The organism is Algibacillus agarilyticus (assembly GCF_003286125.1).
Lineage (GTDB): Bacteria > Pseudomonadota > Gammaproteobacteria > Enterobacterales > Alteromonadaceae > Algibacillus > Algibacillus agarilyticus.
Map to the genome: position 1 here is coordinate 1 of NZ_QMED01000006.1, position 24,941 is coordinate 24,941.

Below are 24,941 nucleotides of genomic sequence, written 5' to 3' on the forward strand. Positions count from 1 at the left end.
AACTGCCTAAATACTTGTAAGGCTGTTTTTCCTTTCACTGTTCCAACCAAAGTGGAAATCGATACTTTCGGGGGCACTTTTACCAATAAGTGCACATGATCGCTCTGGACGTTGAGTTCTATTACTTCACAACCTAACCGTTCAGCATAAACCCTGATACTTTTGTTAACTTCGTAAGCAACCTTACCTGTTAATATTTTATATCTATATTTGGGTACCCAAACGATATGATATTGGCAATGCCACAAAACGTGGGATAATTTATTAAATCTACTCATTTGTAATTCCTATTTCTGTTGTTTGGCGATAACAGGTATAGAATTACACTTGAGTAGGTTTTCAGGCTATAGCCTAAAAACCTCTTCCACGCCCAAAGGACGTGGTTTTAATTTTTAATAAAAAGAAAAATAAAAACAAACACATAAATAAGCCGCTGCGTGAGTCACTATCGCAACGGCCTTTTTGATTGTATAAAAAGTGATACCAACCTTTTAATTATAATTTTACCCTACTCAAATAAAGCAAAATCGGCTTCAAGCTGTTTAGGGTTACGTTGCCAAATACGCCCAGATTCAAGCGCAACAGGGTCAATATAAATTTCATCATCGGCAAGTTGAATACCAGCCACAATTGCTTGTGCTGCTACTTCAGGTGTTGCCATTTCAATCTCTAAACCCTCATTCATATCAGTATCTAACGGCCCTGCGATCACACCTTGCACACGCACACGCACATTCACTTTTTTTAGTTCAGCACGTATCGCTTGTGTGGCCGAGAACAAAGCCGCTTTAGAGGCACAATACCCACCCAGCCCCGGCATACTGGCTAATGCGCATATACTAATCACATTAACAATATGCCCTTGTTCATTCGCTTGAATAACCGGATATAAGGCTCTGATCGCATTCAAGGTTCCCAAATAATTAACCGCCATATCTTGCTGAATGCCGTCTAACTCACTTGTTAAAATAGAGCCAAACGCATTTCGGCCCGCGTTGTTAATTAAAATATTTAAATCACCCACTTGTGTTTTAACACGCTCAAGTTGCTCAACCGAGGTAATGTCGCAATCAATAGGCACAACACGGGTATCAGCATGCTTAATCGAGCTTGAACAACGGGCAGCGGCATACACCTTTTTTATGCCTGCAGCTAACAATGCAGCAACAATCGCTTTGCCTAAACCACGATTAGCCCCCGTGACTAATGCGACTTTTTCATGGTAAAAACTCATAATCAAACTCAAAGATAAACATCAATTATGCTTCACTTTAACGCGTAAATACCCAGAGTAAATTATGAAATACAAAGAACCCCATACGAAATTTTATTATGTTTATAATACCGCGGCTTTAGCGGATGCAGGGGTAAAATGAAGTGAAGTGAAGTAAAGCAACACCGGTTAAGCGTTAACGCTTTTCATAACAGGTTTACCGTTACGAAGGTCTTTAAATGAAAGTATCAGGGAAAGGATTTAAAACTGGTGTCCCCTACAGGATTCGAACCTGTGTCTAAGACTTAGGAGGTCCTTGTTCTATCCAGCTGAACTAAGGGGACAAATAACACATATCAAACCTGTATTTTTAACTATATAGCCAAAAATGATTCGATCAACCTTTGCACGTGTAATTTATCCCTTGGCTTCGATGTTTTAAAGGGCGCTACCACTTTTCAACCATGACAGCGTTCGAGAACTATCGAGGATATGCATTAATCTCACTTATAATACATTGATATTACTATCTTTTATTTATTTACAAATTTTTATTTATTTACAAACTTTGTATGGCTGATTGACAAAATTACCCTACCGTAGGGTGCCGTGAGCTTGCGAACCGCACCGTTTGTGGTTGCATTTTTCGCTTAATTTAAATTTTGTTTTATGAATGGTTAATTTTTGATTGCTTGGTTTTAAATTATTACTTGAGTGTGTTGCGATCCGTTTCACTCATGGCAACCTACGGAGGCATTACCCTACCGTAGGGTGCCGTGAGCTTGCGAACCGCACCGTTTGTGGTTGCATTTTTCGCTTAATTTAAATTTTGTTTTATGAATGGTTAATCTTTGATTGCTTGGTTTTAATTTATTACTTGAGTGTGTTGCGATCCGTTTCACTCATGGCAACCTACGGAGGCATTTATCCCCCGCCGGATCAGGTATTGTCATTCAAGACAGGCATCCCCTCCTCCTTCAATAATCCCCTTCAATAACCCCCTCCAATAAACCCTTCACTAAACCTATAATAGCCAGAACTAAAATATGATCTAAACTCACTCACCTAATGTATTAATAATTAAGCACTCATTTACAGCGGTTTAAGGCGTAGATTATGAAATATCTTATTACTGGCGGTACGGGGTTAATCGGTCAAGCTCTAATTAAAAAGCTTCTCAGGTCAAATAATTCTATTACGGTTTTAACCCGAGATGTAAACAAAGCAAAAATTAAATTTGGTAACGATGTACATTTTATTAATGCACTTTCATTAAGCAATGTTGAAAATATAAATGTGGTTATTAATTTGGCGGGTGAGCCCATTGCCGATAAGCGTTGGTCTGCTGAGCATAAAAAAACGATATGTAATAGCCGGTGGGGTATTACCGCTGAATTAGTTGAGCTTATAAACCAAGCAAAAAATCCACCTTCGGTGTTTATATCGGGCAGTGCGATTGGTATTTATGGTCGACAAAATGAGAGTGAAAGAGAAGTAGAAATAGGTGAAGATTTTACTCATTATAACCATGAGTTTACTTATGACTTATGTTTTAAATGGGAGCAAATCGCACAAAATATAAAACAGCCTAATACAAGGGTGGTTTTATTAAGAACCGGCGTTGTGTTAGCTAATAATCAAGGCGCTTTAGCTAAAATGCTGCCGCCGTTTAAATTAGGCTTGGGTGGCAAAATGGGCACAGGCAAGCAAATAATGTCGTGGATCCATGTAGAAGACGCCATTAATGCGATATTGCATATTCAAAATAATAACATGATAAAAGGCCCTGTTAATATTACTGCACCTAAAGCGGTATCCAACGCTGAGTTTAGCCATCAACTGGCGCATCAACTTAACCGCCCTTGTTTATTAACGACACCCGCTTGGGTGTTAAAACTGATATTTGGCGAAATGTCAGATATTTTATTGTTTGGTCAAAACGTTAAGCCGAATAAACTGCTACAATCAAAATTCAATTTTTCTTATCCCACTATTAGCGCGGCATTAACAAACTTAATCTAAAAATAACGTGATTCATGGCGTATTTATTCAAACTGATTGACGTGCTTTTTAAGTGATAAAAATTGGCGTTTTAATCGCGTATTGTCATATTTTAGTTTTTTTACTTCTTGCTCAAGCGCTGCAATTTTTTTGTTTGCGCTGAGCTGCTGCGCTTTTATATCAAACGCATCATCCATTAAATGAGGATGTGATTCAGTTAATAATCCTTCTTTGTATAAACGTAGCCACGTTAAGAGTGAACGCTTACCTACGTCCATGTAAAGCGCAGTTTCACTTATTTTATAACCTTGCTCTAATACTCTTTTAACGCACTTTAGTTTAAAAGCCGTACTGTATACCTTTGCCATGATGCTTCTTATTTTAAGGGGTTATTTATTTTGGCCGTCATTTTTGTTACTTGAATTCAAGTGTTATTATTTTTGCTGTGTGTTTAATACTTTTTTGTGTGCTTACCCTGTGAATACAAGCTTGAATTCGCATATTTATTAATAATAAATATACGATGCTGCTGCTCGCTTATTAAAAATAACGAGCAGCAAGCCTAATTTAATCACGCAACATCACTCACTTTATGATCCTGCTCTAGTGCATGTTTAACACACTTAGGTTTAAAATCGGTGCTCTGTATCGGCACCATTATTTATTTTATATATTAACGAGAATTGATTAAGCTTAGCCATTAATGTGAACGCCTCCTTACTTAATCAAAAGCCAATAAAAAGTTAATAACAATTGACACTTTTAACACAACTCAGCTAGGGGAATTATTTAAGCGCTCTCAGGTTGGCCGCGTGCGAATCAAAATTAAGCGTACAAGCTTGAATAAATTGCTCCACATTTTTCTCTTTAAACAAATCGCCTTTACCGGGTTGATTAGGATGCAAGGGCGGATAAGCGCCATATCCAGATAACAAACAATGCCAAGATACCGCATCAAAGTGCGTATTCAGGTTTTGTCGTTCAATTTCAACTGATAAATCTTCACGTTGAAACCATACATCTAACAGCTGTAACAATGATTCAGACAAATGTTCGTTTTCCTGATTTGCAAGCCAATACGTTGAATCATCTCGCGTATTTAGCTTGTAATGCGCAACAATGTAATCGCGTATGCGCTCAAACCGTTCACTGATTTCCTTATTATATTCGCCTTGATGCTGATTAGAAAACTGACCCGCTTCAAAATGCTCAATAAAAATTTCAGTACTGATTTGCACCAAATGCAGCGCGGTCGCTTCTAACGGCTCTATAAAGCCTTGAGATAAACCAAGCGCGATACAATTTTTAGACCAATGCTCAGACAAAACACCGACCTTCATTTTCAAATGTTTACAAGATGCTTCGCTATTCAGCATATTTAAATGCTGCCTAAATTCAACTTCAGCCTGCTCACTATTAATAAAATCACTGCTATAAACATACCCATTGCCAAAACGTTGGGTTAGCGGAATTTTCCAACACCAACCAGATGATAATGCAGTCGATTCGGTTTCGACCGGAATGGTATGACCTATCGCGGTTGGCATCACAACAGCTGAATCATTAAACAGGTTTTCTTTGTAGGGTTTAAACGAAACACCTAACGTTTGTTGCATCAAAACCGAGGCAAAACCAGTGCAATCAACAAAAAAATCACCAGAGATGACTTCGCCCTTATTTGTCACAAGTGATTTGAGGTTGCCGGTAACATCTTGAGTAACTTCTTGAACATGAGCTTGCTTAAAGAAAACGCCTTTACGTTGACCTTCTTCAGCTAAAAATTCGCCGAGCAAATGAGAATCAAAGTGATAGCCATACTCAACTTTAAAAGGAAAATGGGCAGGTGTTATCGGCCCTTTACCTAGCTGTGCGAGTACACCATTGAGTAGAAAGTCGTCCGGTAAAGTAGTTGTATCAAGTCCCATACGTCGCGTGCGCGTATTGACCATAAAAGCACGTGTATTAAAAGTATCAACTTGCGTAGGAAAAGGGTGGCTGTAGCTTGCAATACCGGATTTTGGTGACCAACCGTTAAACTTGATATTTAGCTTATAAGTCGCATTACAGCGGGGCATCCATTCTGCTTCACTGATATTTAACATCTCAAATAATCTTTTTAATGTCGGAGTAGAACCTTCTCCAACCCCAACGGTACTCACATTGGGTGATTCAATAAGCGTTATTTCAATATTTTTGCTGAGCTCTTTATTGGAACCTTTTATTTTATCTTTTTGTTGCCAGTGATGAGCAAATAAATTAGCGGCGATCCAACCAGCCGTTCCTCCACCCAGAATAACAATTTTAAACACATCTTCACGGTTAGTCATTATTATGTTTTCACTAATTTAGCTAAAAATTCATCATGTGAAGGCAATGCGGCAATAGGCTTTTCTTTCATCGTTTTAACCTGTTCTAACATGCCCATCAATTGGCTTGTTGGAATACTGTTAGCAATGGGGTGATAATCGTTTGGAATAAGCCCTTGCCCAACCATAACTTGTAACCAAGAGCTATCTTGAAACAAATCATTTTGCTCTCTAAACAAACGACCATTTTCTTTAAATATTTGTATTTTATGCGCCAAGCTATCTGGTATATCCATTGTACGCATATCATTCCAAAATAAACTGTCTCGGCGCTCGTTCACTTTGTAATGTAAAATGAGGAAATCTCTAATTTGTTCAAATTCGAGCTTAGATTGCTTATTAAACTCATTAATCAAACTATCGTTAACCCCCGCATGTGGGAACATGTGTACAAGTCGAATAATAGCCGACTGGATTAAATGAATACTGGTTGATTCAAGCGGCTCTAAAAACCCAGAAGATAAGCCAATCGAAACAACGTTTTTATTCCACTGCTTTTTGCGACGCCCCGTTGCAAAACGCAATAAATTAGGTTCGCCTAATGTATCGCTTTGCAAGTTACTCAACAATATGTCTTGAGCCTGTTGGTCAGTGTAATGTTTACTGCTATAAACTAGTCCATTGCCATTTCGATGCTGTAACGGAATTCGCCATTGCCACCCTGCCGGATGAGCAATTGAACGCGTATAATTTAACGTTTGCTCAAATCGTTTAGAAGGCACCGCGATTGCCCTATCGCATTGCAACCAATGACTCCAGTCTTCATAACCCGTTGATAGCTTTTCTTGAATTAACAGCCCTTTAAAACCTGAGCAATCAATGAATAAATCACCACTAACTTCTTTACCACCCTTTAACATCAAACATTCAATAAAGCCGGTAATTTGATTTTGTTTTACATGCTCAACTAAACCTTCAGTGCGTTTTACGCCTATTTTTTGACTAAAACGTTTCAAAAACGCAGCATATAAGCCCGCGTCAAAATGGTAGGCATAAGGTACATCATAGGTTGGATCTTGACTGTTAATTGGCGAGAACTTTCCGGCTTCAGCCATCAAAAAATTTAAGTCGTATTGCCAAAGGTGCTTGTCATCATCAAGTTGACCCGCTCGCTTAAGCAAGTGATGAAACTGACAAAAAGCTAAACTGCGCCCAGCAGCACCAAACGAATGGAAATAACGTTCACCTTGGGTTTTCCAATTTTCAAATTTAATCCCAAGCTTAATGGTTGCTTTGGTTTCACGTATAAATTCGGCTTCATTAATGCCGAGCACACTGTTGAATAATTTAATAGGCGGGATTGTCGCCTCGCCGACCCCTATCGTACCAATAGATTCAGACTCTACGAGTTCAATTTCGACTGCTTGACCAATAAGCTTTTTGATCATGGCCGCCGACATCCACCCAGCGGTGCCACCACCTAAAATAACAACTTTTTTTATAGCAGTCTGCATCAAAAATCCTTCATAATTTATTTATTCAAATTTAGTCTATTCAACAATGCTTGTTTATTCATACCCAAATAGCATAAATCGACTAAGCCTTATTTCAAGCCTAGCCTAAATTACTTGGGTATAAACAAAAAAAGCCTATTAATCTAACGATTTAATAGGCTTATAAGGTTTAATTAAGCAGACTTAATTAAAACGAGTAGTTTACGTTCATCAAGTAAGTTGGACCAAATTGACGACGAGATGAAACAATACCCGTGTTGTCATCAATTGTTTCTTCGTCTTCATCTGTTAAGTTACTACCCGATAACGAGATCGTTAACCCTTCAAGCGAATCAATTCCTGATTCAGCAAAATCATAACTAATTTGCGCATCAACTAATCTAATTTCGTCACGCGTTGCGTCACTTAATTGATTTGAACCACCACGCTCATAAGTTGCATAAGCTGAACGTTCAGTCGTTGCTAAACGAACTTCAAAGCCATTAATTTGATAATAAGCAGTGAATGATGAAGAGTGATCAGATTGGCCAGGAATAGCCGAACCGTCATCTAATTCAGCATCAACATAAGATTTTGACGCCGCAATACCAAATCCATCTAGTGCGTTAGAAATAATGTTGAATGGAATATTAGCCGTTAACTCATAACCACTTACCGATCCTTCAAGACCATCTTCAAAATAGTTAAATGTACCGTGGTCTGGTGGAACAATGGTGTCACCTGCCGAGAACGGCATGTCAGTCGGACCGTACAAACCATCTTCTTGAGCGATGCGATCATGATAACCTGCAATAAAATAATCAGCGTTGCCGTTTGTTACATCATTACGGAAGTTAATTGTTTGGTCACCATCACGTGTCCAGTTAGTAATATCTTTATGGAAGTACGTTACCGCGAAGTAACCTTCTTCACTGAAGTAGTTCTCGTAAGAAATATCAATGTTGGTTGATGCTAAAGGTTTTAATTCAGGGTTACCCGCTGATTTAGCCCATGGCGAACCGTAAGTATCGATTGCGTCTAATGTATTAGGAACCGCGATTTGATCAATATTTTGAGCATAGTCAACAAAACCAGATGCTCTCATTTGGTCGATACGTGCACGACTGATAGATTTGTTCGCACTAAAACGTACATATTGGTCTTCTGCTACTTCTAAATTTAAGTTCAAACTTGGTAAAGTATGCGAGTAATCAGCACCGCCTGATACTGAACAATCAGCATCAACCACGCCATCATTATCAGTATCACACACTTTAAAGTTAGCACCTACAACCCCAATCGTACCCGCAGATGATTGCGTAGTATCAACATACTGTAAACCAACGTTACCAGTTAATAGCATATCGCCTAATTCAGCTTCAAAATCAGCTTTTGTATAAAATGTTAATACTTCTTCTTCAACAATATAGCTATCACCAACGCGATCGGGTTCTAATAAGCCGGCATCATTTAACGTATAAGTACCGTCGTTAAAAGGCGCTAGACCATCATAAGCAACAACATTGCCCAAACCAATCCAGCTTAAATCAGCCGTTCCTAATACATACTCAGAAGGAATACCAGTAGAGAAAGGATATGAAGCTGCCGTGGCAAAGAAGCCTTTATTTAACTTGTCTTTAGTGCGGTCTGAGTAATTAACACCGAGTTTAATACCCGTAACAAAGTCATTGTCTAAGTTGCCCGAGAATTCTAATTTTGCAGTTGTTAATTCTTCGCTGAAATCAGCGTAATTTAAAAAGCCATCTTGCGCATTATCGTAGTTGAATGGCGTGCCATTAGCGCGCAACTCGTTGCTTGCAAATTGATCAGCTAAACTCGCAAGACCACCACCCCAAGCTTGTGGGCCTGCTAATTGTAGTTGGTCAGGGTTAGACAATGCCTCAAGACCCGTAGACCCTGTGAAGAATACACCGTCACTGCTCATCATAAATTCGCGTGAACCTAAATCAGCATTCGCTAAAGCACCTGAACGGCCTAAACCAGAATAAGACTCACCACGTAAATCAGTTTTCTTTGACTCACTGCTTGCAAGGTCAAGTTCAACTTTCCAGTCATCCGTTAATGCGTATTCAAGATTTAAACCAAATGCTTGTAATTCACCGTCTTTCTTTCTTGGATCGGTACGGAAAACAGGGTTTGCACCCACTTCAGTACCCGTAGAATTAACACCAGTACCTGTTACATTAGCAGCAGAGAAAGATTGGATAATACCGCGAGACATACCCGAATCTGAATAATCAATGTCTAATACATCAAAAACGATGTTTAATTTATCATTTGGTTGATATTGCACAACAGCCGAGATCGTATCACGCTCAAGTTTAGTACCCACTGAATGCATATCAAGACCCGTCGGTAACGTCTGACCATCTGCATTGTCAGCATAACCCCAAACCCCGTAACGACGTTGGTTATTTGGCGTTTCAGTAGTGGCCAATGTTAATGCAACACCTAATGTGTCATCTGCGAATTTTTCAATAATAGAAAAAGCTAAACGCTTACCTTTATTGTCAACTTCTGGGTTATCCGCTTCTTGCGTTCCTAACTCAAAAGTACCATTAAGCGTGATAGTTTCTTGTGCTTGTAATGGGCGAACAGTTTGTAAATCTACTGTACCACCAATACCTTGAACCATAAGATCAGCTTCAGTAGATTTATATACTGTCGCGCCTGTCATTATTTCAGAAGGATATAAATCAAACTCAACACCACGGTTGTCACCAATACCTATAATTTCACGGCCATTTAAAGATGTACCAATAAAGTCTTCTTTAAAACCACGAACAGAAATACCCGAAACACGACCATTGCTACGTTCACCCGCTAAACCTGGTAAGCGCGCTAATGACTCTGCGATTGAAGAATCAGGTAATTGACCAATATCTTCAGCAGAAATTGATTCAACAATAGTCGAGCTACTCATTTTCACAGCTTGTGACTTGATTAAGCTACCACGAATACCTTGTACAGAAATAACTTCTACATCGTCATCTTCTGAACTCGTAGCAGCTTCAGCCGCGGTTAACTGTCCACTGATACCAGCAGAGATTAAAGCTAATGTGACTAAGCTTGGCTTGAAATTTGACATTTGTGTTCCCTATTTCGTTTGGGTTTGTAGTTATAATAAATATGTATGTTTCTTGTCTGTGTGTATCTTGTAACTAATTTGTAATGCATTTCTTATCTACCCACATACTAATCTCAAACGATTTAACCGCACAATAGCGTGCATACGTATGCACACCACCCAAGCCATTTCTGCATACGTATGCGCAGATTGTAGGGTAAAAACATACGTATGCAGAGAAGTCATACAAGAGACGTATTAATAATACCGTTAATAAAACCCTCATCGCTTTGACTTTTTAGCCACAACAATCAAACTTAACTGTACATCTCCACCCCGTTCAAAACATCATGACAAAAGCCCGCAAAAGCCAAATATCAATTGATGACACCGCTTATTATCATTGTGTTACTCGCTGTGTGCGACGCGCTTTTTTTATGTGGGCAAGACAACAGTACAAAAACGAGATGAATAGAAGACAGCGGCTACTTTAATACTCAGTACATAACCCTAAAATATCCATTTACTTTAAAATAATACCTATCAAACAATTGAAAACATAAGAAAGGCATAACGGATTGAAACGAGTCTATGTTATGAGTTTCTGTAAGTTGATTTGCTCTTTGTACCCCCCTACAATACGCTTTTTACAGCCCCAAAATTTAAGGATGAATATGCGCTTTATCAATAAGTCACGTCGTAGTAGAACGGATCATTTACCATTAACACTTCTATTTTCACTTCTCTTTACACTAACAGCCTGCGGTGGCGGTTCAGATACAGGTGATGGAGCTTCAGAATCCATAGATGCTTCTTACCAAAGATTACCAACCACTATAACGGTCAATGAAGGTGAAATGGTCAACATTAGTTTAAATGTAACCGGCCAAGGTTCAGAAAAAATAAAGTTCAATTGGCAAGTAGACGACTCAATCTCTTTCTCTGGCCAAGGCTCCGACAGCATTAGCTTTTTAGCTCCTGAAGTCACCGACTTTGATAGCATCACTGTAAGGGTTGATCTTGATACCGCGAGTAGAGGCGTATTCGGTTTTACGGGTGAATATGTTTCAGTTCATGTGCACAACATTGAAACGGTAAACGAAGGTAAAATACAACCTGATAATACCCTAGCTAATGTGACAGCTTTAAATTTTGATGAATTAACAGTCGGCAGCAGCTGGTACCTCGAAGAGATTGCTATCATGAATCAGCCAAGTAACACTATCTCTACACTGACCAATACAATAACAAAAAACAGTATGGTATTTATTGAAGGAACGGATATTTCAAATGAAGAAATCACACTGACTCAATGTGGTGCTATTACCACTGACAAAATAGATATCAATAACGATTTCTTAAAGACAGCATGTACTTCAGGCAACCGCTCATTAACCATTCAACAAACGGATGATAAATTTAGACTAAACAGCCTATGTGATAATGAAGTGATTGCGGCAGCCACATTCACTAAAAAGAGCAACGACCGACTCACTGGTAATGCACGCATGAGTCTTGAATTTGATTCATTCGACAATATAGCTGCAAATACAGCCGCTTGTGGCACAGTAGTCACTGTAGAAACCAAAGGCTATGATGCAAATAACAACCTAACAGCCGAATTAAACGCGTCAGCCATAAGCTTAATGACTCAATATCAAGGCCGCGCATTATTGTTATCTTTTGAGCTTCTTCAATTACCTGATGGCTTAAGCTTTTTACGTAACAGTACCGATACCAATGTTAACAGCACCGCTAGAGTACTTACCTCTGTACTCCCCGAAATTAACGATAAAAACTTAAGTCGTATCGGTACATTAAACTTTGACTTTGACAGTGAAATAAAAAATATGAAAGCGGACTTTGATTTTTATATAGACTCTGAGACAGGTAATACCGAGCATGTAGAAGGTGAATTCACCATCGAATTTGAATAAACCACACTATTTGTAAATCTGACGGCAGGCTACTCAACACCAAGTATGAACGAGTAAATATGAGCAGCCTGTTATTTCCCCTCAATTGTTTTTCTTTTGTATTTATTGCTAAAAATTTAAATTATCCTGAACCTCGATTTAAATCAACTCACTTAATTGCTTGATTGATTGCTTGCTTTAATTGGGCGTCGTCGGTTAAACCTATGGCTAAACGGATACAGTTTTTATAGGTTGTTGAAAGACAGTCCCCGATGGTCTTGGTTTTCGCAGCGGTAACAACACTTTATGGCTTATATCATTCTCTGTCTACGCTTCGTATTAGTCGGGATCGTGTAGGACAGGCATATAAAATCTTTTGATTTTATTTGATATTAAATAAGTTCATCGACTATGCATCGAATCGCCGTAAAGCCCTAACCAACCATGAAAACATGGATGGTCAGGCCTCTGGCACAGATCCGTACGTGCGCTACTAACGCATACAGCTCCTACATTGAGTCTAACGCGAGAACCGTTGGCTCGGATAAGGATGGCGAACTCGGGTATGGGGAATGAAGAAATCAACCAGCCTTTTCATGAGTTTCAAGTTAAAATTACGGCCGTTTTGGCTGCGCCTTCTAGGGACCGTGTAGGACAGGCATATATAAGCTTTACCAAACCTCATCTGCACATGTTGTCGAACATTTAGAGCTACCATGCGAAGGTATTAACTTGGACTCGACCCGTATTCATGCCGATGCTCAGTATAAGCCAGATGTGGATAGCCTAGCAGTGAAGTAAGTCCGTGGCTACAGTCGCGACCATCGCCCGGAATTAAACCAAGTTGTACTGAATTTAATCACAGAAAATAAAGCGGGGATCCCCGTGTACATACAAGCAGCCAGTGGAATATTAACGATAGTGAAGGGTTTAAAAATATTGTGTTGGTTGAATATATTACTTATCGAACCCTTGATTAAAAACCACTTTGCTATTGCACTGTCATGGTAGAACGACCCATTACGGAGTCATCCCAATACAGATCCGGACGTGCGGAATTACCGCATCCAGCTCTTCATTAATATCATTGCCCGTGTAAAGCACAAGCACCCTAATACCAATCTACGCCGATCTGTCTTTTGCCGACTCGTAGTGGCTTAATTTGAAAACAGATCGTGTAGGACAGGCATTTATAAGCTTTATTATATGCCCTTTACAATACGCACAAGAGTGCGCATAATTAATACAATAATTACTTGGAGACATATTATGCAAGCATTATACGATTTGGACGCCCCAAAAAAAGCAACAAACCTTAGTTTAAATAGTGATTTACTCAAAAGAACAAGAGCACTTAACATTAATTTATCCGCGACTTTAGAGCAAGCATTAAAAGATAAATTGAAAAGCATTGAGACTAAAAAGTGGGTAAAAGAAAATAAAAATGCCATACAAGCCTACAATGACTTTATAGATGAGAATGGATGTTTTGGTGATGAGTTTAAAGAGTTTTAATGTCGCAATTTGATGTTTATATAAATCCAAGTAAAAAAAGCCGTGAAGCATACCCGTATATTATTGATATTCAGAATGCCTTAATTTGTGATATTACAACAAGAATTGTGATTCCTTTAGGAGAACTCAAGCATTTTAGAAATGAGCAAATGGATGGCTTAACTCCATTGATTGAGTATGACAGTGAACAATATGTTTTACTCACTCCCCAGATTGCTTCGATGCCATCCAAATTACTCAAAGATCCTATTGGATCAGTTGAGTCATTAAGAGATGAAATTATTGCAGCGATCGACTTTGCTATTACGGGCATATAACGTTTAGCATTCATGCATCACGTAGTGTGTGATCGCATAATGCCTTGTTGGAAAAATCGTGTAGGACAGGAATATATTAGCTGTTGATTTGAAATAATCGTGCAGGACAGTCATCAATATTTCCATCAACAGAGCGTTGGCATTTAAGTGGATCAGAATATTATTTCAGTGCTGGAAAACCAGCTCAGCATATGATAAATCAACCTATCTAGAAGCCTTGAAAAGTAAGAGTTCACCGATCTTAAAATAAAAGCATCAAGGACACTCATAAAACTTAAACTAAGATCAGCACCATCACTAAGGCATCTTCTGAGCCTTTTTTAGTTGGATAATAGTTTTCACGGATAGAATGCTCAATAAATTCACAACGCTCGTATAGTTTAATCGCTTGCGTATTAGAGACGCGCACCTCTAACCATATTTCTTGTGCATCAGTGGCACGACACCAATCTAAACCGGCTTGCATTAACGCTTTAGCAACACCTTTTCCTTGATGTTGCTGTTTAACCGCAATATTAATTAAACTCGCATCGCCACACACATTTTGCCAAATGGCGTAACCAATCAACTCTTGTTCTGCAAAAATACCAAACGCTTTATAAAAGCGACCAAAACAAGATTGAATAATACCTAAAGATAAAGGTTCAGCTTGAATATGCAGCTCGACATCTAAAATAGCATCAGCATCGTCAATAGTTAATAACTCGGCTTTATACATGCGAAAGTGAACTTAATAAGTGCCAAAGGGCTTTTTTGTCTTGCGCGGTGAATACATTTTGAGAGAGTGACATTGTATTTAAAGCCGGGTGTTTTATTAATAACGCACCAAGATGCGCTTTAGTGCGTATAAGTGGGTTTTCGCTAATCGCCCATTGCACATCCGCCATATTTAGCCCATCAACTTTCAGCATTTTGTCTTTAGCGGGTGCAACAACATCAGCCTTAGGAGGATTAACATGGATTTTAGGCGTAGCGTCTTCACTTAACTTAGCTGCAGGCGTAGGCAAGTCTGTTTGTTTGAGGTCGGTTTGTGTGGTCTTATTCGCCAACATTTGCTTTAACAAAGCAGGACCTGAGAGTTTATTAGAATCTTGTTTTGAAGGCGTTTGTTCAATGTGAGTCGTTGACTGAACAAGTGGTTGCTCAGATAAAGCTGTATTCTCAAATTCAGGTTGCGATCCAGCGTAAAGCTTAATGCCTATTTGCTGAAGAATGGATGTTTGATATTGAGTTAAATAAGACATAATTTGACTTGGTTGCGTTGTTGGCAGGGGTGGAGAGATTCGAACTCCCAACCGTCGGTTTTGGAGACCGCTGTTCTACCAATTGGAACTACACCCCTAAACGCGAGACGATTATAACTAGTCATCAGCAAAGGTAAAGCCTTTTTATTCATTTATTTAACCGTTTGCTTGATAATTAGCCAAATGCCTATTTGTTAATCTAAAATCGTATTATTTATGCTATCTCTGCCGCGACCTGTTGGCAGATATAAGCTAAATCACCGTCTTCTAATTCTAAAAACTCTAAAATAGGGTCTTGAACGATATCCCATTCGGTTCCATCATCAAATTCAGATAATACAATGTGGCGAGCAATTTTAAGGGTCGCTAACATCCACAACCCTACTTTACTCAATTCATCTGACGAAAAAATACCGCTGGCATCGTGTTGGTAATAAATAACTTCGACTAAATCTTTAGCCAACTTCCATTGCTGACCTAACAATGCCCCAATTGTAGTATGGGTTGTTCCAAAAAAGTCACGCTCCATTTGAATAATGTGATAATCCCAACCATCTTCACTGGCTTTGCTTAATACTTTTTCATATTCTGGGTAGTTTTGTAACATAACCGGCACGGCAGCAGAATGAAATAAACCCAGCATATAGGCGTTATCGGCTAGTTGTGGTTTATCAAGTTGCTTTGCAACCAATGCACAGGCTTGTGCTATTTTATTCGCGTTATTCCAAAAGTCATCTAGCAAGGGGTTTTGTTGCATAGCCGATTTTAAAGCAACGGCTTTAACAATTGGAAACACACGCTTTAAACCCAATATCATTACGGCTTGTTCAATCGACTCTATTTCACGGGCACGTCGAAATGCAGCTGAATTTACAACTTGAAGTACCGCAGCTGAAATACTGATATCGCTAGCGATCGCCTTTGCAATAATAGCCACATCAGGTTCAGGCTTTCGGGCTTCATCTGTTACTTTTAACAACGCTTCAGGACGAGGTGGGATATCCACATTTTGTAATATTTTTTTCTCTGCTGCTGTAACTGAAATTGCCATAGATACCACTGACTATTGATTAAATAAAAACACTTTACCGTGTCGTAATCATATAATGTAACTCATCAGATCACCAGTATTCAATGTTTACAATAGGCTTAACACAAGCGTATTTTTAATGCGGTGGGAGTGGCGTCGAACTCTTTGATACCCAAAGGGCTTGGGTATCGGTTAATTAATAAGATATTAATCTATTTAGTGGCAGCAACTGCAATTGGTGTTTTTTCTTACGTTAAAACGCTTAAAATCCATTTGCCATGCATCATATAATGTTAGCTGGCCTAAATTATCGGCCATGCCTAATAATAAACGTATGGTTTCTGTTGCCTGTAAACTCCCCATTACACCAAGCAATGGGCTTAATACCCCCGCGTTTGAACAATTAAGTGCGCTTTCTTCTGCGTCTGGAAACAAACACAAATAACAAGGCATATCGGGTTTGTTGAAATCAAAGCTGATTAATTGCCCTTGACCATTAATAGCCGAAGCTGAAACCAGTTTAACTTTAGCATTAACACAAGCTTGATTAATAAAACGGCGTGTTTCAACGTTATCAGTGCAATCTAAAACTAAATCAACTGCAGATAACTGCTCAGGCAAATCAACGTTTAAAATCGATTTTTCAATAATATTAATTTTAATTTCTGGGTTTGCTGCCAGTAATTGATTACGTGCGGTTTGTACTTTGCTGGCTTTTAAGTGGTTGGTTTTATACAACACTTGGCGCTGTAAATTACTTAATTCAATAATGTCGTGATCAATTAAGGTTATTTGCCCAACACCTGAGGCCGCTAAATATTGTGCGGCAGCACAGCCAAGCCCGCCAACCCCGACAATAAGGATCCGACTTTGTTTTAATTTTATTTGACCTTGCTCGCCAATATTTTTTACTAATAAATGACGGCTATATCTAACTTGTTCTTTATTACTTAATGACATGACAAAATATGCTCAAAGGCTTTTACATTGGCTTCTGGATCGTCGGCTTCGGTTAAGGCGGTTACCACCGCGATGCACCCCACTTTAGTAGCAGCAACATCATTTGCGTTATCAAGCGTAATACCCCCAATTGCTACCATGGGTATATCAGCGTTTATTTTAACAAGCTTGGCCAGTGTATCAACACCTTGTATTTGACCTGTCATATTTTTTGTTCGTGTTGGAAAAATAGCACCAACCGCTAAATAAGAAGGTTTGTATTGCATAATTTTAAGCATTTCATAATGCCCATGTGTACTTATGCCCAAACGTAACCCTGCGGCTTTAATCGCTTTTAAATCGGCTTTTTCGATATCTTCTTGACCTAAGTGAACCCCATAAGCCCCGAGTTCAATCGCCAATTGCCAATGATCATTAATAAAAACACGCGCATCGTACTGTTGACCTAAAGCAATAGCCTGCAAAATCGCTTGTTTTAATGCATCACCTGAGCTGGTTTTTTCACGTAACTGTATGGTTTTGATACCGGCCTTTAGTAGGCGCTCAATCCATTCAACGTTATTAACAACAGGATACAAGCCTAATTTGTTAGTGCCAACACTGGCAAAACCGGATGTAAAAATATCGCTCGGTTGTGATCCATCATCCCAATCTAGTTGCTGAGCAGTCGGTGAATCATTCACTAATACACGAGGAAAATCGTGTGTATTTTCTGGCCAAAAGCCTTGCCACACAGCGCCATAAATTCCGTCATACTGTGATGAATGACGTAAACCTTGTGTGATATACGCTTTAGCAATAGTAAAGGCATCACGTAATATATAGCCTTGTGCGATCAACGAAGCCATCGCTGATGCAAATGTACAGCCCGTACCATGTGAATGCTCAGTATCAATACGTTTATTACTCAACCAATAATGGTGTTGCCCATCAGTGCAATAATCAACACTGGCATTCGGTTCAATATCAACGTGCCCGCCTTTAACCACAACCGCACCAACACCCAATTTAATCATCGCTTCGCCAGCTTCAACTAAACTGTTCCAGCCGATAAGGTAAACGCCGGTTATGCGCTGTACTTCATTGGCATTTGGGGTAATTAAATCAATTAAAGGTAGCAACTTGGCTTTAATGGTCGGCAGCACGTCTTCTTCGGTTAAATCGCCCCCACTCGAAGCAAGCGCAACGGGGTCGTAAACCACATAAGGCGCTTGAGACCAAGTTTCTTTGGTATTAGCAATCCAATCCGCAATTAATAACACTTGGCGTTTATTCGCTAACATACCAATTTTGATCGCATCGGCCTGCTTGTCAGAATTAAGGGCCTTTAACTGACTCATTAAAACATCATCTGAAACCGCATTAATCTCTTGTACGCCTTGGGTATTTTGAGCAGTCACCGCCGTTATAACCGAACAAGCCTCTGCGCCTAGGTTATGTATTGTTTTGATGTCAGCTTGGATCCCTGCGCCACCCGTGCAATCTGAACCTGCGATGGTCCATACTCTATTATTAAACATGAAATTCCGATTAAACTATTTATTAACTTAAGATTGGTGCCAAAAAGGCATACCTAACGTCGGTGTACTAGGCTCTGCTACTTGCTTTTCGGGCATTCGCCCGGCAACAAACCCCGCCCTACCCGCTTCGACGGCTTTGGCAAAAGCTTGTGCCATGAGCACAGGGTCTTGCGCTTGAGCAATCGCAGAGTTAAGCAAAATAGCATCATACCCTAACTCCATCGCTTGTACCGCATGCGAAGGCAAACCAATACCGGCATCAACAATTAAAGTCACTTCGGGTAAACGTTGGCGAATACTTTGCAATGCATGTGGATTTAATAAGCCTTTACCTGTACCGATAGGCGCGCCCCAAGGCATGATCACTTGGCAACCTAAATCGGCTAAACGACGGCATATAATTAAATCATCTGAGCAATAAGGTAAGACTTTAAAGCCATCTTTAATCAACACGTCAGTAGCTTCAAGTAAATCGATAGGATCAGGTTGCAAATTATATTCATCACCGATAAGTTCAAGCTTTATCCAATCTGTTTGAAATATCTCACGCGACATTTTTGCTAGATTTACGGCTTCTTTTACGGTGTGACAACCGGCGGTATTAGGTAAAAGTGTCATGCCTAAATCTTGAATTTGCTGCCAAAAAGCTTGACCACCGCGTTGTTCTGGTGACTGACGACGCAAACTCAATGTCACTATTTGGCTTTGACTGGCCTTTATCGAATCAGTCATCACTTTAGGTGAAGGATATAAAGCAGAACCAATTAATAAGCGGCTATCAAATTCTTGGCCGTATATGTTCATTTTTTGTTGGCTGGATTTCATACCTTAACCACCATAAATAGGAGAGACGATATCGAGCTGATCACCCGCTGCAATTTGAGTCGAGCCATATTCACCTTGCGACACAAAGTCACCGTTTAACGCAACGGCGAATGGCGGTTGGGCGTTAAATTCAACTAAAATGTCTTGTAATGTAGATGATGTTAAAGCGTGAACTTCACCATTAATCATAATATTCATGCTGGAGTTACCAATTGGTTGGTCGTATTAAAATGTTGTTGAGAAAACGAAAGCTCATCGGGCATTGCACAATTAAGTTGCTCAAGAACCTGCTGTAATAAATAAGGCGCTAACAAATAGCCATGACGGTATAACCCATTAATTTGTATATAGCTTTGACTTACATCAATACTCGGCTCGTTATCATTAAGCGTGGGACGTAAGCCAACTTTCATTGACTCAATTGACGCTTCAGCAAAACCCTTATGCACACTATAAGCAGCGGATAATAATTCTAAAGCAGAACGCACGCTGCTCGGTTTATTATCTTCTGATTCAATTTCGGTTGCGCCAATTACATACTCATGATCACCTTTAGGCACGATATATAAAGGATAACGCGGGTGCATTAATCGTACAGGGCGCGTTATATTAACCTCTGGCGCTTTAACCCGAATAACCTCACCGCGCACGCCACGTAATGCTTTATTAACATTAAGCAAATCACTTTTTGCACCTAAACCACGGCAATCAATAACCCAATCGTAAGTCACTTGCTTACCAATAGGCAGTTCAGTTAACTGATTAAGCGGTTCGCTATTGCCTTGAATGCAACGATTAAGGTTATTTAATTTAATTTCGGTATGTAATTTTAAGGTAATGTCAGATTTTAAAATAGCCTCTGCCGATGCTTGATAAAGCTCATCGTTATAAATTTGCCCTTCATTAGGCAAATAAACAATTTGCGCAAACTGGCTCGATATTTCGGGTTCGATTAAATGTAACTCAGCGGCAGTTAATGTTTGTAAATCATCTGACGTTTGTAATTTAACGCGTTGCTTAAAACTTAAGAGATCCGCTTCATCTTGACGATGCGCTAATATGATAGTGCCGGCTTGCTGTAAAGTGACATCCAGATCAAGGTATGACAATAAATCAGGCCAAAGCGCAAGTGATGCATGTCCCATATAAACGATATCATCACTCGCCACAACCGATTCAGCCGTAGGTGCAATCATCGCGGCCGCAATGCGTCCTGTTGCATCACTCGTATTGAGTTCACCTTGTTCATACAACGTCACTTGGTGTTGTTTGGTTATCAATAGCGCTAATAATCGCCCCATTAAACCAGCACCCACAATCGCAATGTTAGCCATAAACGTTAAACCCTAAGAAGGCTGACTGGCGTCAACCTGATAAAATAGCGTTAAAAGAAGCCTGTAAGCATGAGGTTAATCTGTGATTTACCTCATGCTTAATGCATTCAAATTAAGCAGTCACTGATTAATCAGCGGTGTGGTAAAGCTCTGAACCTTTGCTTTTGAACGTTTCAGACATTTGTTGCATGCCCTCTTCTGCTTCTTTTGATACATCAACCATTTTAATTTCGATATCGCCACTGTCTTTTTCTAAACCGGCAGCATAATCACGGACTTCTTGTGTGATCTTCATTGAACAAAATTTAGGTCCACACATTGAACAGAAATGGGCAACTTTGCCTGATTCTTGCGGTAACGTTTCATCATGATATTCACGTGCGCGATCAGGATCTAAGCCTAAATTAAATTGGTCGTACCATCTAAATTCAAAACGCGCTTTTGATAACGCATTATCACGAACTTGCGCGCCAGGATGACCTTTTGCTAAATCACCGGCGTGAGCTGCAATTTTGTATGTAATTAAGCCTTCTTTAACATCTTCTTTATTCGGTAAACCAAGATGCTCTTTTGGTGTTACATAACATAACATTGCACAACCATACCAACCGATATTGGCAGCACCAATGCCAGAGGTAATGTGATCATAACCTGGGGCAATATCTGTTGTTAATGGGCCTAATGTATAGAAAGGGGCTTCATGACAATGCTCTAATTGCAGTTCCATGTTTTCTTTAACCATGTGTAAAGGTACATGGCCAGGGCCTTCAATCATCACTTGTACATCGTGCTTCCATGCAACTTTAGTTAACTCGCCTAATGTTTTTAATTCACTAAATTGCGCTTCATCGTTAGCATCTGCAATTGAACCAGGGCGTAAACCATCACCTAGTGAGAATGAAACATCATATGCTTTACAGATTTCACAAATATCTTCGAAGTGTGTATATAAGAAGTTTTCTTCGTGATGGGCTAAACACCATTTAGCCATGATTGAACCACCACGCGATACAATACCCGTTAAGCGTTTAGCGGTCATTGGCACATAGCGTAATAATACCCCCGCATGAATAGTAAAATAATCAACGCCTTGCTCTGCTTGCTCAATCAAGGTATCGCGGAAAATTTCCCATGTTAAATTTTCAGCTACACCGTTAACTTTTTCAAGCGCTTGATAAATAGGGACAGTACCAATTGGCACAGGTGAATTACGAATGATCCATTCACGTGTTTCATGAATGTAACGACCTGTAGACAGATCCATTACAGTATCTGCCCCCCATTTAGTCGACCATACTAATTTTTCTACTTCTTCTTCGATTGAAGAACTCACCGCCGAGTTACCAATATTAGCATTCACTTTAATTAAAAAGTTACGGCCAATAATCATAGGTTCAGCTTCAGGATGATTAATATTTGCAGGAATAATCGCTCGGCCTTCAGCCACTTCTTGGCGAACAAACTCAGGCGTGATCACCTTAGGCGTGTTAGCACCAAAGCTTTGGCCCGGATGTTGTGGTGTTAATACCGGATCACTTACATCTTGCAACTTCATGTTTTCACGAATAGCGATGTATTCCATTTCAGGTGTAATAATACCGCGGCGAGCATAATGCATTTGCGATACATTCTGGCCTGGTTTTGCACGTCGAACTTTAGGTAAGTTTTCAAAACGAATATGATCTAAACCGTCGTCTGCTAAACGCTGTTGGCTATAACCTGAAGTCGCACCTTCCAATACATCGGTATCGTCTCTCGCTTCAATCCAAGTAGCACGAAGTTTATCTAACCCTGTGTGTACATCTACAGTGACATTGGGATCAGTATAAGGCCCAGAAGTATCGTATACTCGAACGGGTTCATTTGGCTCTAAAATAGGATCTTTTTCAGTACCACCAACTAATGAATCAGCAACCGAAATTTCACGCATGCCAACTTTAATTGGGTGTAGTTCACCCGCAACATACATTTTTTTTGAATTAGGGAAGTTTTGATCTGAACAGCTCTTTAAAAACTCTTCAGCTTGCTCGCGACGTTCACGACGACTTAATTTAGCCATTTTAATTGCCTTTTGTTTAGAAACTTTATGGCGAAATTTCAATACTCAGGGTGCTCAACAAGCGGCTTGAATAATAAAATTTCAAAATTTAATTTAACCTAAATTAAGGTTAAAGAAATTAGTTACAAAAGACGGAGTGTAGATAACAGGGGGTAGGATGTTCTTTACCTTGTTTCCTTCGCAGATATTAGTCTGAATCAGGTTCTACGGATCCCGCTTACGCGATCTCAGCTGATGATTTATATAAATAAATCTCGGCACTCCGACAAGAAGGCTTAATTATAGGTAACCCAAATGAATGTGCAATGACTAATTGAAAAAGAATACGGTTTATAAAATAGAACGGTTAACAGTATCAGAATACATGTAAGTAACAGCTTGATTATATTGGTTTATTTATCTTTTTTATTTAGACACTATATCTTTAAGTAGATGACTAATATTCATATAAGACATAATAGGATCATGATAAAACTATAATATTTTCATGACTTGGTAAGCTACGGTTGTATTACGACCCTGCTCTTTTGCTTGATATAGAACTTTATCAGCATTCGATATGAGCTCTGACACTGCCATTTCTACAAAATATTCAGCTACACCAAAACTGGCTGTTAATGGCATTTCTTCATCTTTAAATGCCGCTTGTATTTTCAAACGTATTTTCTCTGCTGTTTCAAAGGCACCTGCTAAATCAGTTGAAGGGCAAACAATTAAAAATTCTTCACCACCCCAACGACTAACATGATCCGTTATTCTTGAATAGTTTTGCAGTATTTCAGCAACGTTGACTAACACCTTATCACCAAACGGATGGCCATATGTGTCATTCACGCTCTTAAAAAAATCAATATCGCACATAATAACCGAAAAAGTAGCACCATATCGCGCATGGTAATGAGTTTGGTCCTCTAATATTTCTTGTATTTTAACTCTATTTTCTAGCTTGGTTAATTGGTCTGTCATTGCTTGTTTTTGCAATAAATTAATATCAGATAAATCTTTCACGACCGCAATATTCTTTAACTCATGATCTTCATTTAATGTGCTAATTGCTATTTTTACATCAAATAGTTCACCATTTTTTCTTTCGGCACTAAAAGAACGGCTTCGATCATTCATTGGGATTTGTTTGGGATGTTGTTGAAAATTTTCTCGATTGGATAAATGAGAGTGGCGATTAGATTTGGGGACAAGGTCTTCGATTGTTAATTCATTCATTTCATCATTATCATAGCCAAACATTTCAGCCGCTTGGGTATTAAAACGAATAATATTGCCACTCGAATCTGAAATAATAATAGCATCAGGAATAGCTTGAAATAACGAGGCTAAATCGGTGTAATGTTTACTCGCTAAACGAAAAAAGTGAAATAAAGTAAAAATAGTAACTAAGACAAACACTGCCACAATAAAAAAGAATACCGAAGTATAATAAATCTGCTTTTGTGCTAAATGATCCGCTTTCTTTTCGATTTCAACATGCGTACGCGCCATATTCACATTTAAAGCGTATAAGGCATCAATAGCGGGTTTATCATCAATTTTTACTTGCTGGTCTATTTCATTACTGGTTAAGCCTTGCCTAGCTAAATTAGCTGAATCCTCTAGGCTTTTTTTATAAAACTGCACCGTACGCAAAAAAACATCTAAATTCAGCTTTATTCTTTCATTTTGATTATAACTTAAATATTCATGTATTAACGCTTCAGTTGTATTAATGTCAGCTAAAGCTGCCGTGTAGTATTTTTGTTCTTTTCGTAAAATGAAATTTTTAAAATGATGAATAAAACCACCATAACCAAAACTACGCACAATTTTACTGTTTAGCGTGTTTTTTTTAACCTCTGACTGGACATACTCTTTCCAAGCTTTATCAACCTCAACACTATTTGAGTTAATCATAAAACCAAAAGCCAGCAACAAAATAATTGATGCTAAGCTGATTGAAAACGAGATTAAGCGATATTTTTTCAAACTCTATCCTTAGAAAAGATAAGCAATACTCATACAAAATCAGTAAGTAAGGCTTTTGTTCTATAAATATAGTTCGACAATATAGGGTGTGCAATATAACGCTATTAATAATGTAGAAAAACGCGAATGGGTAGGCCAATTAA

The 24,941-nt window shown here is 39.0% G+C and carries 20 protein-coding genes, 2 tRNA genes, 2 pseudogenes and 1 riboswitch; of the genes and pseudogenes, 6 read left to right on the forward strand and 18 right to left on the reverse strand.

From position 1 onward, the window contains the following. From tnpA to DPX34_RS06575, 3 genes are all read right to left on the reverse strand, one after another. Positions 1 to 278: IS200/IS605 family transposase (gene tnpA, locus DPX34_RS06565; RefSeq protein WP_111977623.1), on the reverse strand; the 278-nt coding region annotated here is incomplete at its 3' end. Positions 279 to 508: 230 nt separating this feature from the next. Further along, complete coding sequence (locus DPX34_RS06570; protein WP_111977624.1) at positions 509 to 1,234, reverse strand: SDR family NAD(P)-dependent oxidoreductase; 726 nt, start codon at positions 1,232 to 1,234, stop codon at positions 509 to 511. A 247-nt stretch (positions 1,235 to 1,481) separates the two neighbouring features. Continuing rightward, positions 1,482 to 1,557, reverse strand: a tRNA-Arg gene (locus tag DPX34_RS06575). 772 nt (positions 1,558 to 2,329) lie between these two features. Here DPX34_RS06575 and DPX34_RS06580 point away from each other — a divergent pair. Beyond that, entirely contained in the window at positions 2,330 to 3,235 is a 906-nt protein-coding gene (locus DPX34_RS06580; RefSeq protein ID WP_111977625.1) for a TIGR01777 family oxidoreductase, read from the forward strand. A gap of 23 nt (positions 3,236 to 3,258) precedes the next feature. Here DPX34_RS06580 and DPX34_RS06585 read toward each other — a convergent pair whose 3' ends face one another. The 4 genes from DPX34_RS06585 to DPX34_RS06600 all read right to left on the reverse strand — a co-directional run bounded on the left by DPX34_RS06585 (position 3,259) and on the right by DPX34_RS06600 (position 10,122). Continuing rightward, positions 3,259 to 3,582 carry a transposase gene (locus DPX34_RS06585; RefSeq protein ID WP_111977626.1) on the reverse strand — a complete coding sequence of 108 codons (324 nt, stop codon included), beginning with the start codon at positions 3,580 to 3,582 and terminating at the stop codon, positions 3,259 to 3,261. Positions 3,583 to 3,999: 417 nt separating this feature from the next. Beyond that, a complete protein-coding gene (locus tag DPX34_RS06590) occupies positions 4,000 to 5,541 on the reverse strand; it encodes a tryptophan halogenase family protein (RefSeq protein ID WP_111977627.1) in 1,542 nt (513 codons plus the stop codon). A 2-nt stretch (positions 5,542 to 5,543) separates the two neighbouring features. Continuing rightward, positions 5,544 to 7,034, reverse strand: a complete 1,491-nt coding sequence (locus DPX34_RS06595) for a tryptophan halogenase family protein (protein ID WP_111977628.1) — start codon at positions 7,032 to 7,034, stop codon at positions 5,544 to 5,546. 187 nt (positions 7,035 to 7,221) lie between these two features. Further along, positions 7,222 to 10,122 (reverse strand): TonB-dependent receptor, encoded by a 2,901-nt coding sequence (locus DPX34_RS06600; RefSeq protein WP_111977629.1) that lies wholly within the window; start codon positions 10,120 to 10,122, stop codon positions 7,222 to 7,224. A gap of 329 nt (positions 10,123 to 10,451) precedes the next feature. On the opposite strand from DPX34_RS06600, the pseudogene DPX34_RS22350 reads away from it, so the two are divergent. The 5 genes and pseudogenes from DPX34_RS22350 to DPX34_RS06620 all read left to right on the forward strand — a co-directional run. Next, a pseudogene (locus DPX34_RS22350) lies at positions 10,452 to 10,554 on the forward strand (transposase); the annotation flags it as partial. Between the two features lie 221 nt (positions 10,555 to 10,775). Further along, positions 10,776 to 12,038, forward strand: a complete 1,263-nt coding sequence (locus tag DPX34_RS06610) for a hypothetical protein (protein WP_111977630.1) — start codon at positions 10,776 to 10,778, stop codon at positions 12,036 to 12,038. 633 nt (positions 12,039 to 12,671) lie between these two features. Then, positions 12,672 to 12,961 (forward strand): annotated as a pseudogene (locus DPX34_RS21980) (IS1634-like element ISVa17 family transposase); the annotation flags it as partial. A 325-nt stretch (positions 12,962 to 13,286) separates the two neighbouring features. Further along, positions 13,287 to 13,532, forward strand: coding sequence for a type II toxin-antitoxin system CcdA family antitoxin (locus tag DPX34_RS06615; protein ID WP_111977631.1), 246 nt, complete (start codon positions 13,287 to 13,289; stop codon positions 13,530 to 13,532). Then, positions 13,532 to 13,849, forward strand: a complete 318-nt coding sequence (locus DPX34_RS06620; protein WP_111977632.1) for a CcdB family protein — start codon at positions 13,532 to 13,534, stop codon at positions 13,847 to 13,849. The genes DPX34_RS06615 and DPX34_RS06620 overlap by 1 nt, the downstream gene beginning before the upstream one ends. Positions 13,850 to 14,123: 274 nt before the next feature. On the opposite strand, the gene rimI is transcribed toward DPX34_RS06620, so the two are convergent. The 11 genes from rimI to DPX34_RS06680 all read right to left on the reverse strand — a co-directional run bounded on the left by rimI (position 14,124) and on the right by DPX34_RS06680 (position 24,798). Continuing rightward, positions 14,124 to 14,567: a ribosomal protein S18-alanine N-acetyltransferase gene (gene rimI / locus DPX34_RS06630; protein WP_111977633.1), complete on the reverse strand. Its 444-nt coding sequence runs from the start codon at positions 14,565 to 14,567 to the stop codon at positions 14,124 to 14,126. After that, positions 14,560 to 15,093: a hypothetical protein gene (locus DPX34_RS06635; protein WP_111977634.1), complete on the reverse strand. Its 534-nt coding sequence runs from the start codon at positions 15,091 to 15,093 to the stop codon at positions 14,560 to 14,562. The genes rimI and DPX34_RS06635 overlap by 8 nt, the downstream gene beginning before the upstream one ends. A 21-nt stretch (positions 15,094 to 15,114) precedes the next feature. Beyond that, positions 15,115 to 15,191: transfer RNA gene (locus DPX34_RS06640), tRNA-Trp, on the reverse strand. A 116-nt stretch (positions 15,192 to 15,307) separates the two neighbouring features. Then, positions 15,308 to 16,144, reverse strand: coding sequence for an HDOD domain-containing protein (locus DPX34_RS06645; protein ID WP_111977635.1), 837 nt, complete (start codon positions 16,142 to 16,144; stop codon positions 15,308 to 15,310). A 195-nt stretch (positions 16,145 to 16,339) separates the two neighbouring features. Beyond that, positions 16,340 to 17,083: a HesA/MoeB/ThiF family protein gene (locus DPX34_RS06650; RefSeq protein WP_111977636.1), complete on the reverse strand. Its 744-nt coding sequence runs from the start codon at positions 17,081 to 17,083 to the stop codon at positions 16,340 to 16,342. After that, the gene (gene thiE, locus DPX34_RS06655; RefSeq protein WP_111977637.1) at positions 17,074 to 18,603 is read right to left on the reverse strand and encodes a thiamine phosphate synthase; all 1,530 of its coding nucleotides are present in this window, start codon (positions 18,601 to 18,603) and stop codon (positions 17,074 to 17,076) included. The genes DPX34_RS06650 and thiE overlap by 10 nt, the downstream gene beginning before the upstream one ends. 27 nt (positions 18,604 to 18,630) lie before the next feature. After that, the gene (locus DPX34_RS06660; protein WP_111977638.1) at positions 18,631 to 19,428 is read right to left on the reverse strand and encodes a thiazole synthase; all 798 of its coding nucleotides are present in this window, start codon (positions 19,426 to 19,428) and stop codon (positions 18,631 to 18,633) included. Between the two features lie 3 nt (positions 19,429 to 19,431). Further along, a complete protein-coding gene (gene thiS, locus DPX34_RS06665) occupies positions 19,432 to 19,626 on the reverse strand; it encodes a sulfur carrier protein ThiS (RefSeq protein ID WP_111977639.1) in 195 nt (64 codons plus the stop codon). Continuing rightward, the gene (locus DPX34_RS06670) at positions 19,623 to 20,762 is read right to left on the reverse strand and encodes an FAD-dependent oxidoreductase (protein WP_111977640.1); all 1,140 of its coding nucleotides are present in this window, start codon (positions 20,760 to 20,762) and stop codon (positions 19,623 to 19,625) included. Before DPX34_RS06670 ends, thiS begins: the two co-directional genes overlap by 4 nt. Positions 20,763 to 20,889: 127 nt before the next feature. After that, positions 20,890 to 22,821 carry a phosphomethylpyrimidine synthase ThiC gene (gene thiC / locus DPX34_RS06675; protein WP_111977641.1) on the reverse strand — a complete coding sequence of 644 codons (1,932 nt, stop codon included), beginning with the start codon at positions 22,819 to 22,821 and terminating at the stop codon, positions 20,890 to 20,892. Between the two features lie 156 nt (positions 22,822 to 22,977). Then, positions 22,978 to 23,096: riboswitch (TPP riboswitch) on the reverse strand. Between the two features lie 199 nt (positions 23,097 to 23,295). After that, positions 23,296 to 24,798 carry a sensor domain-containing diguanylate cyclase gene (locus DPX34_RS06680; protein ID WP_111977642.1) on the reverse strand — a complete coding sequence of 501 codons (1,503 nt, stop codon included), beginning with the start codon at positions 24,796 to 24,798 and terminating at the stop codon, positions 23,296 to 23,298. Positions 24,799 to 24,941: the final 143 nt, after the last annotated feature.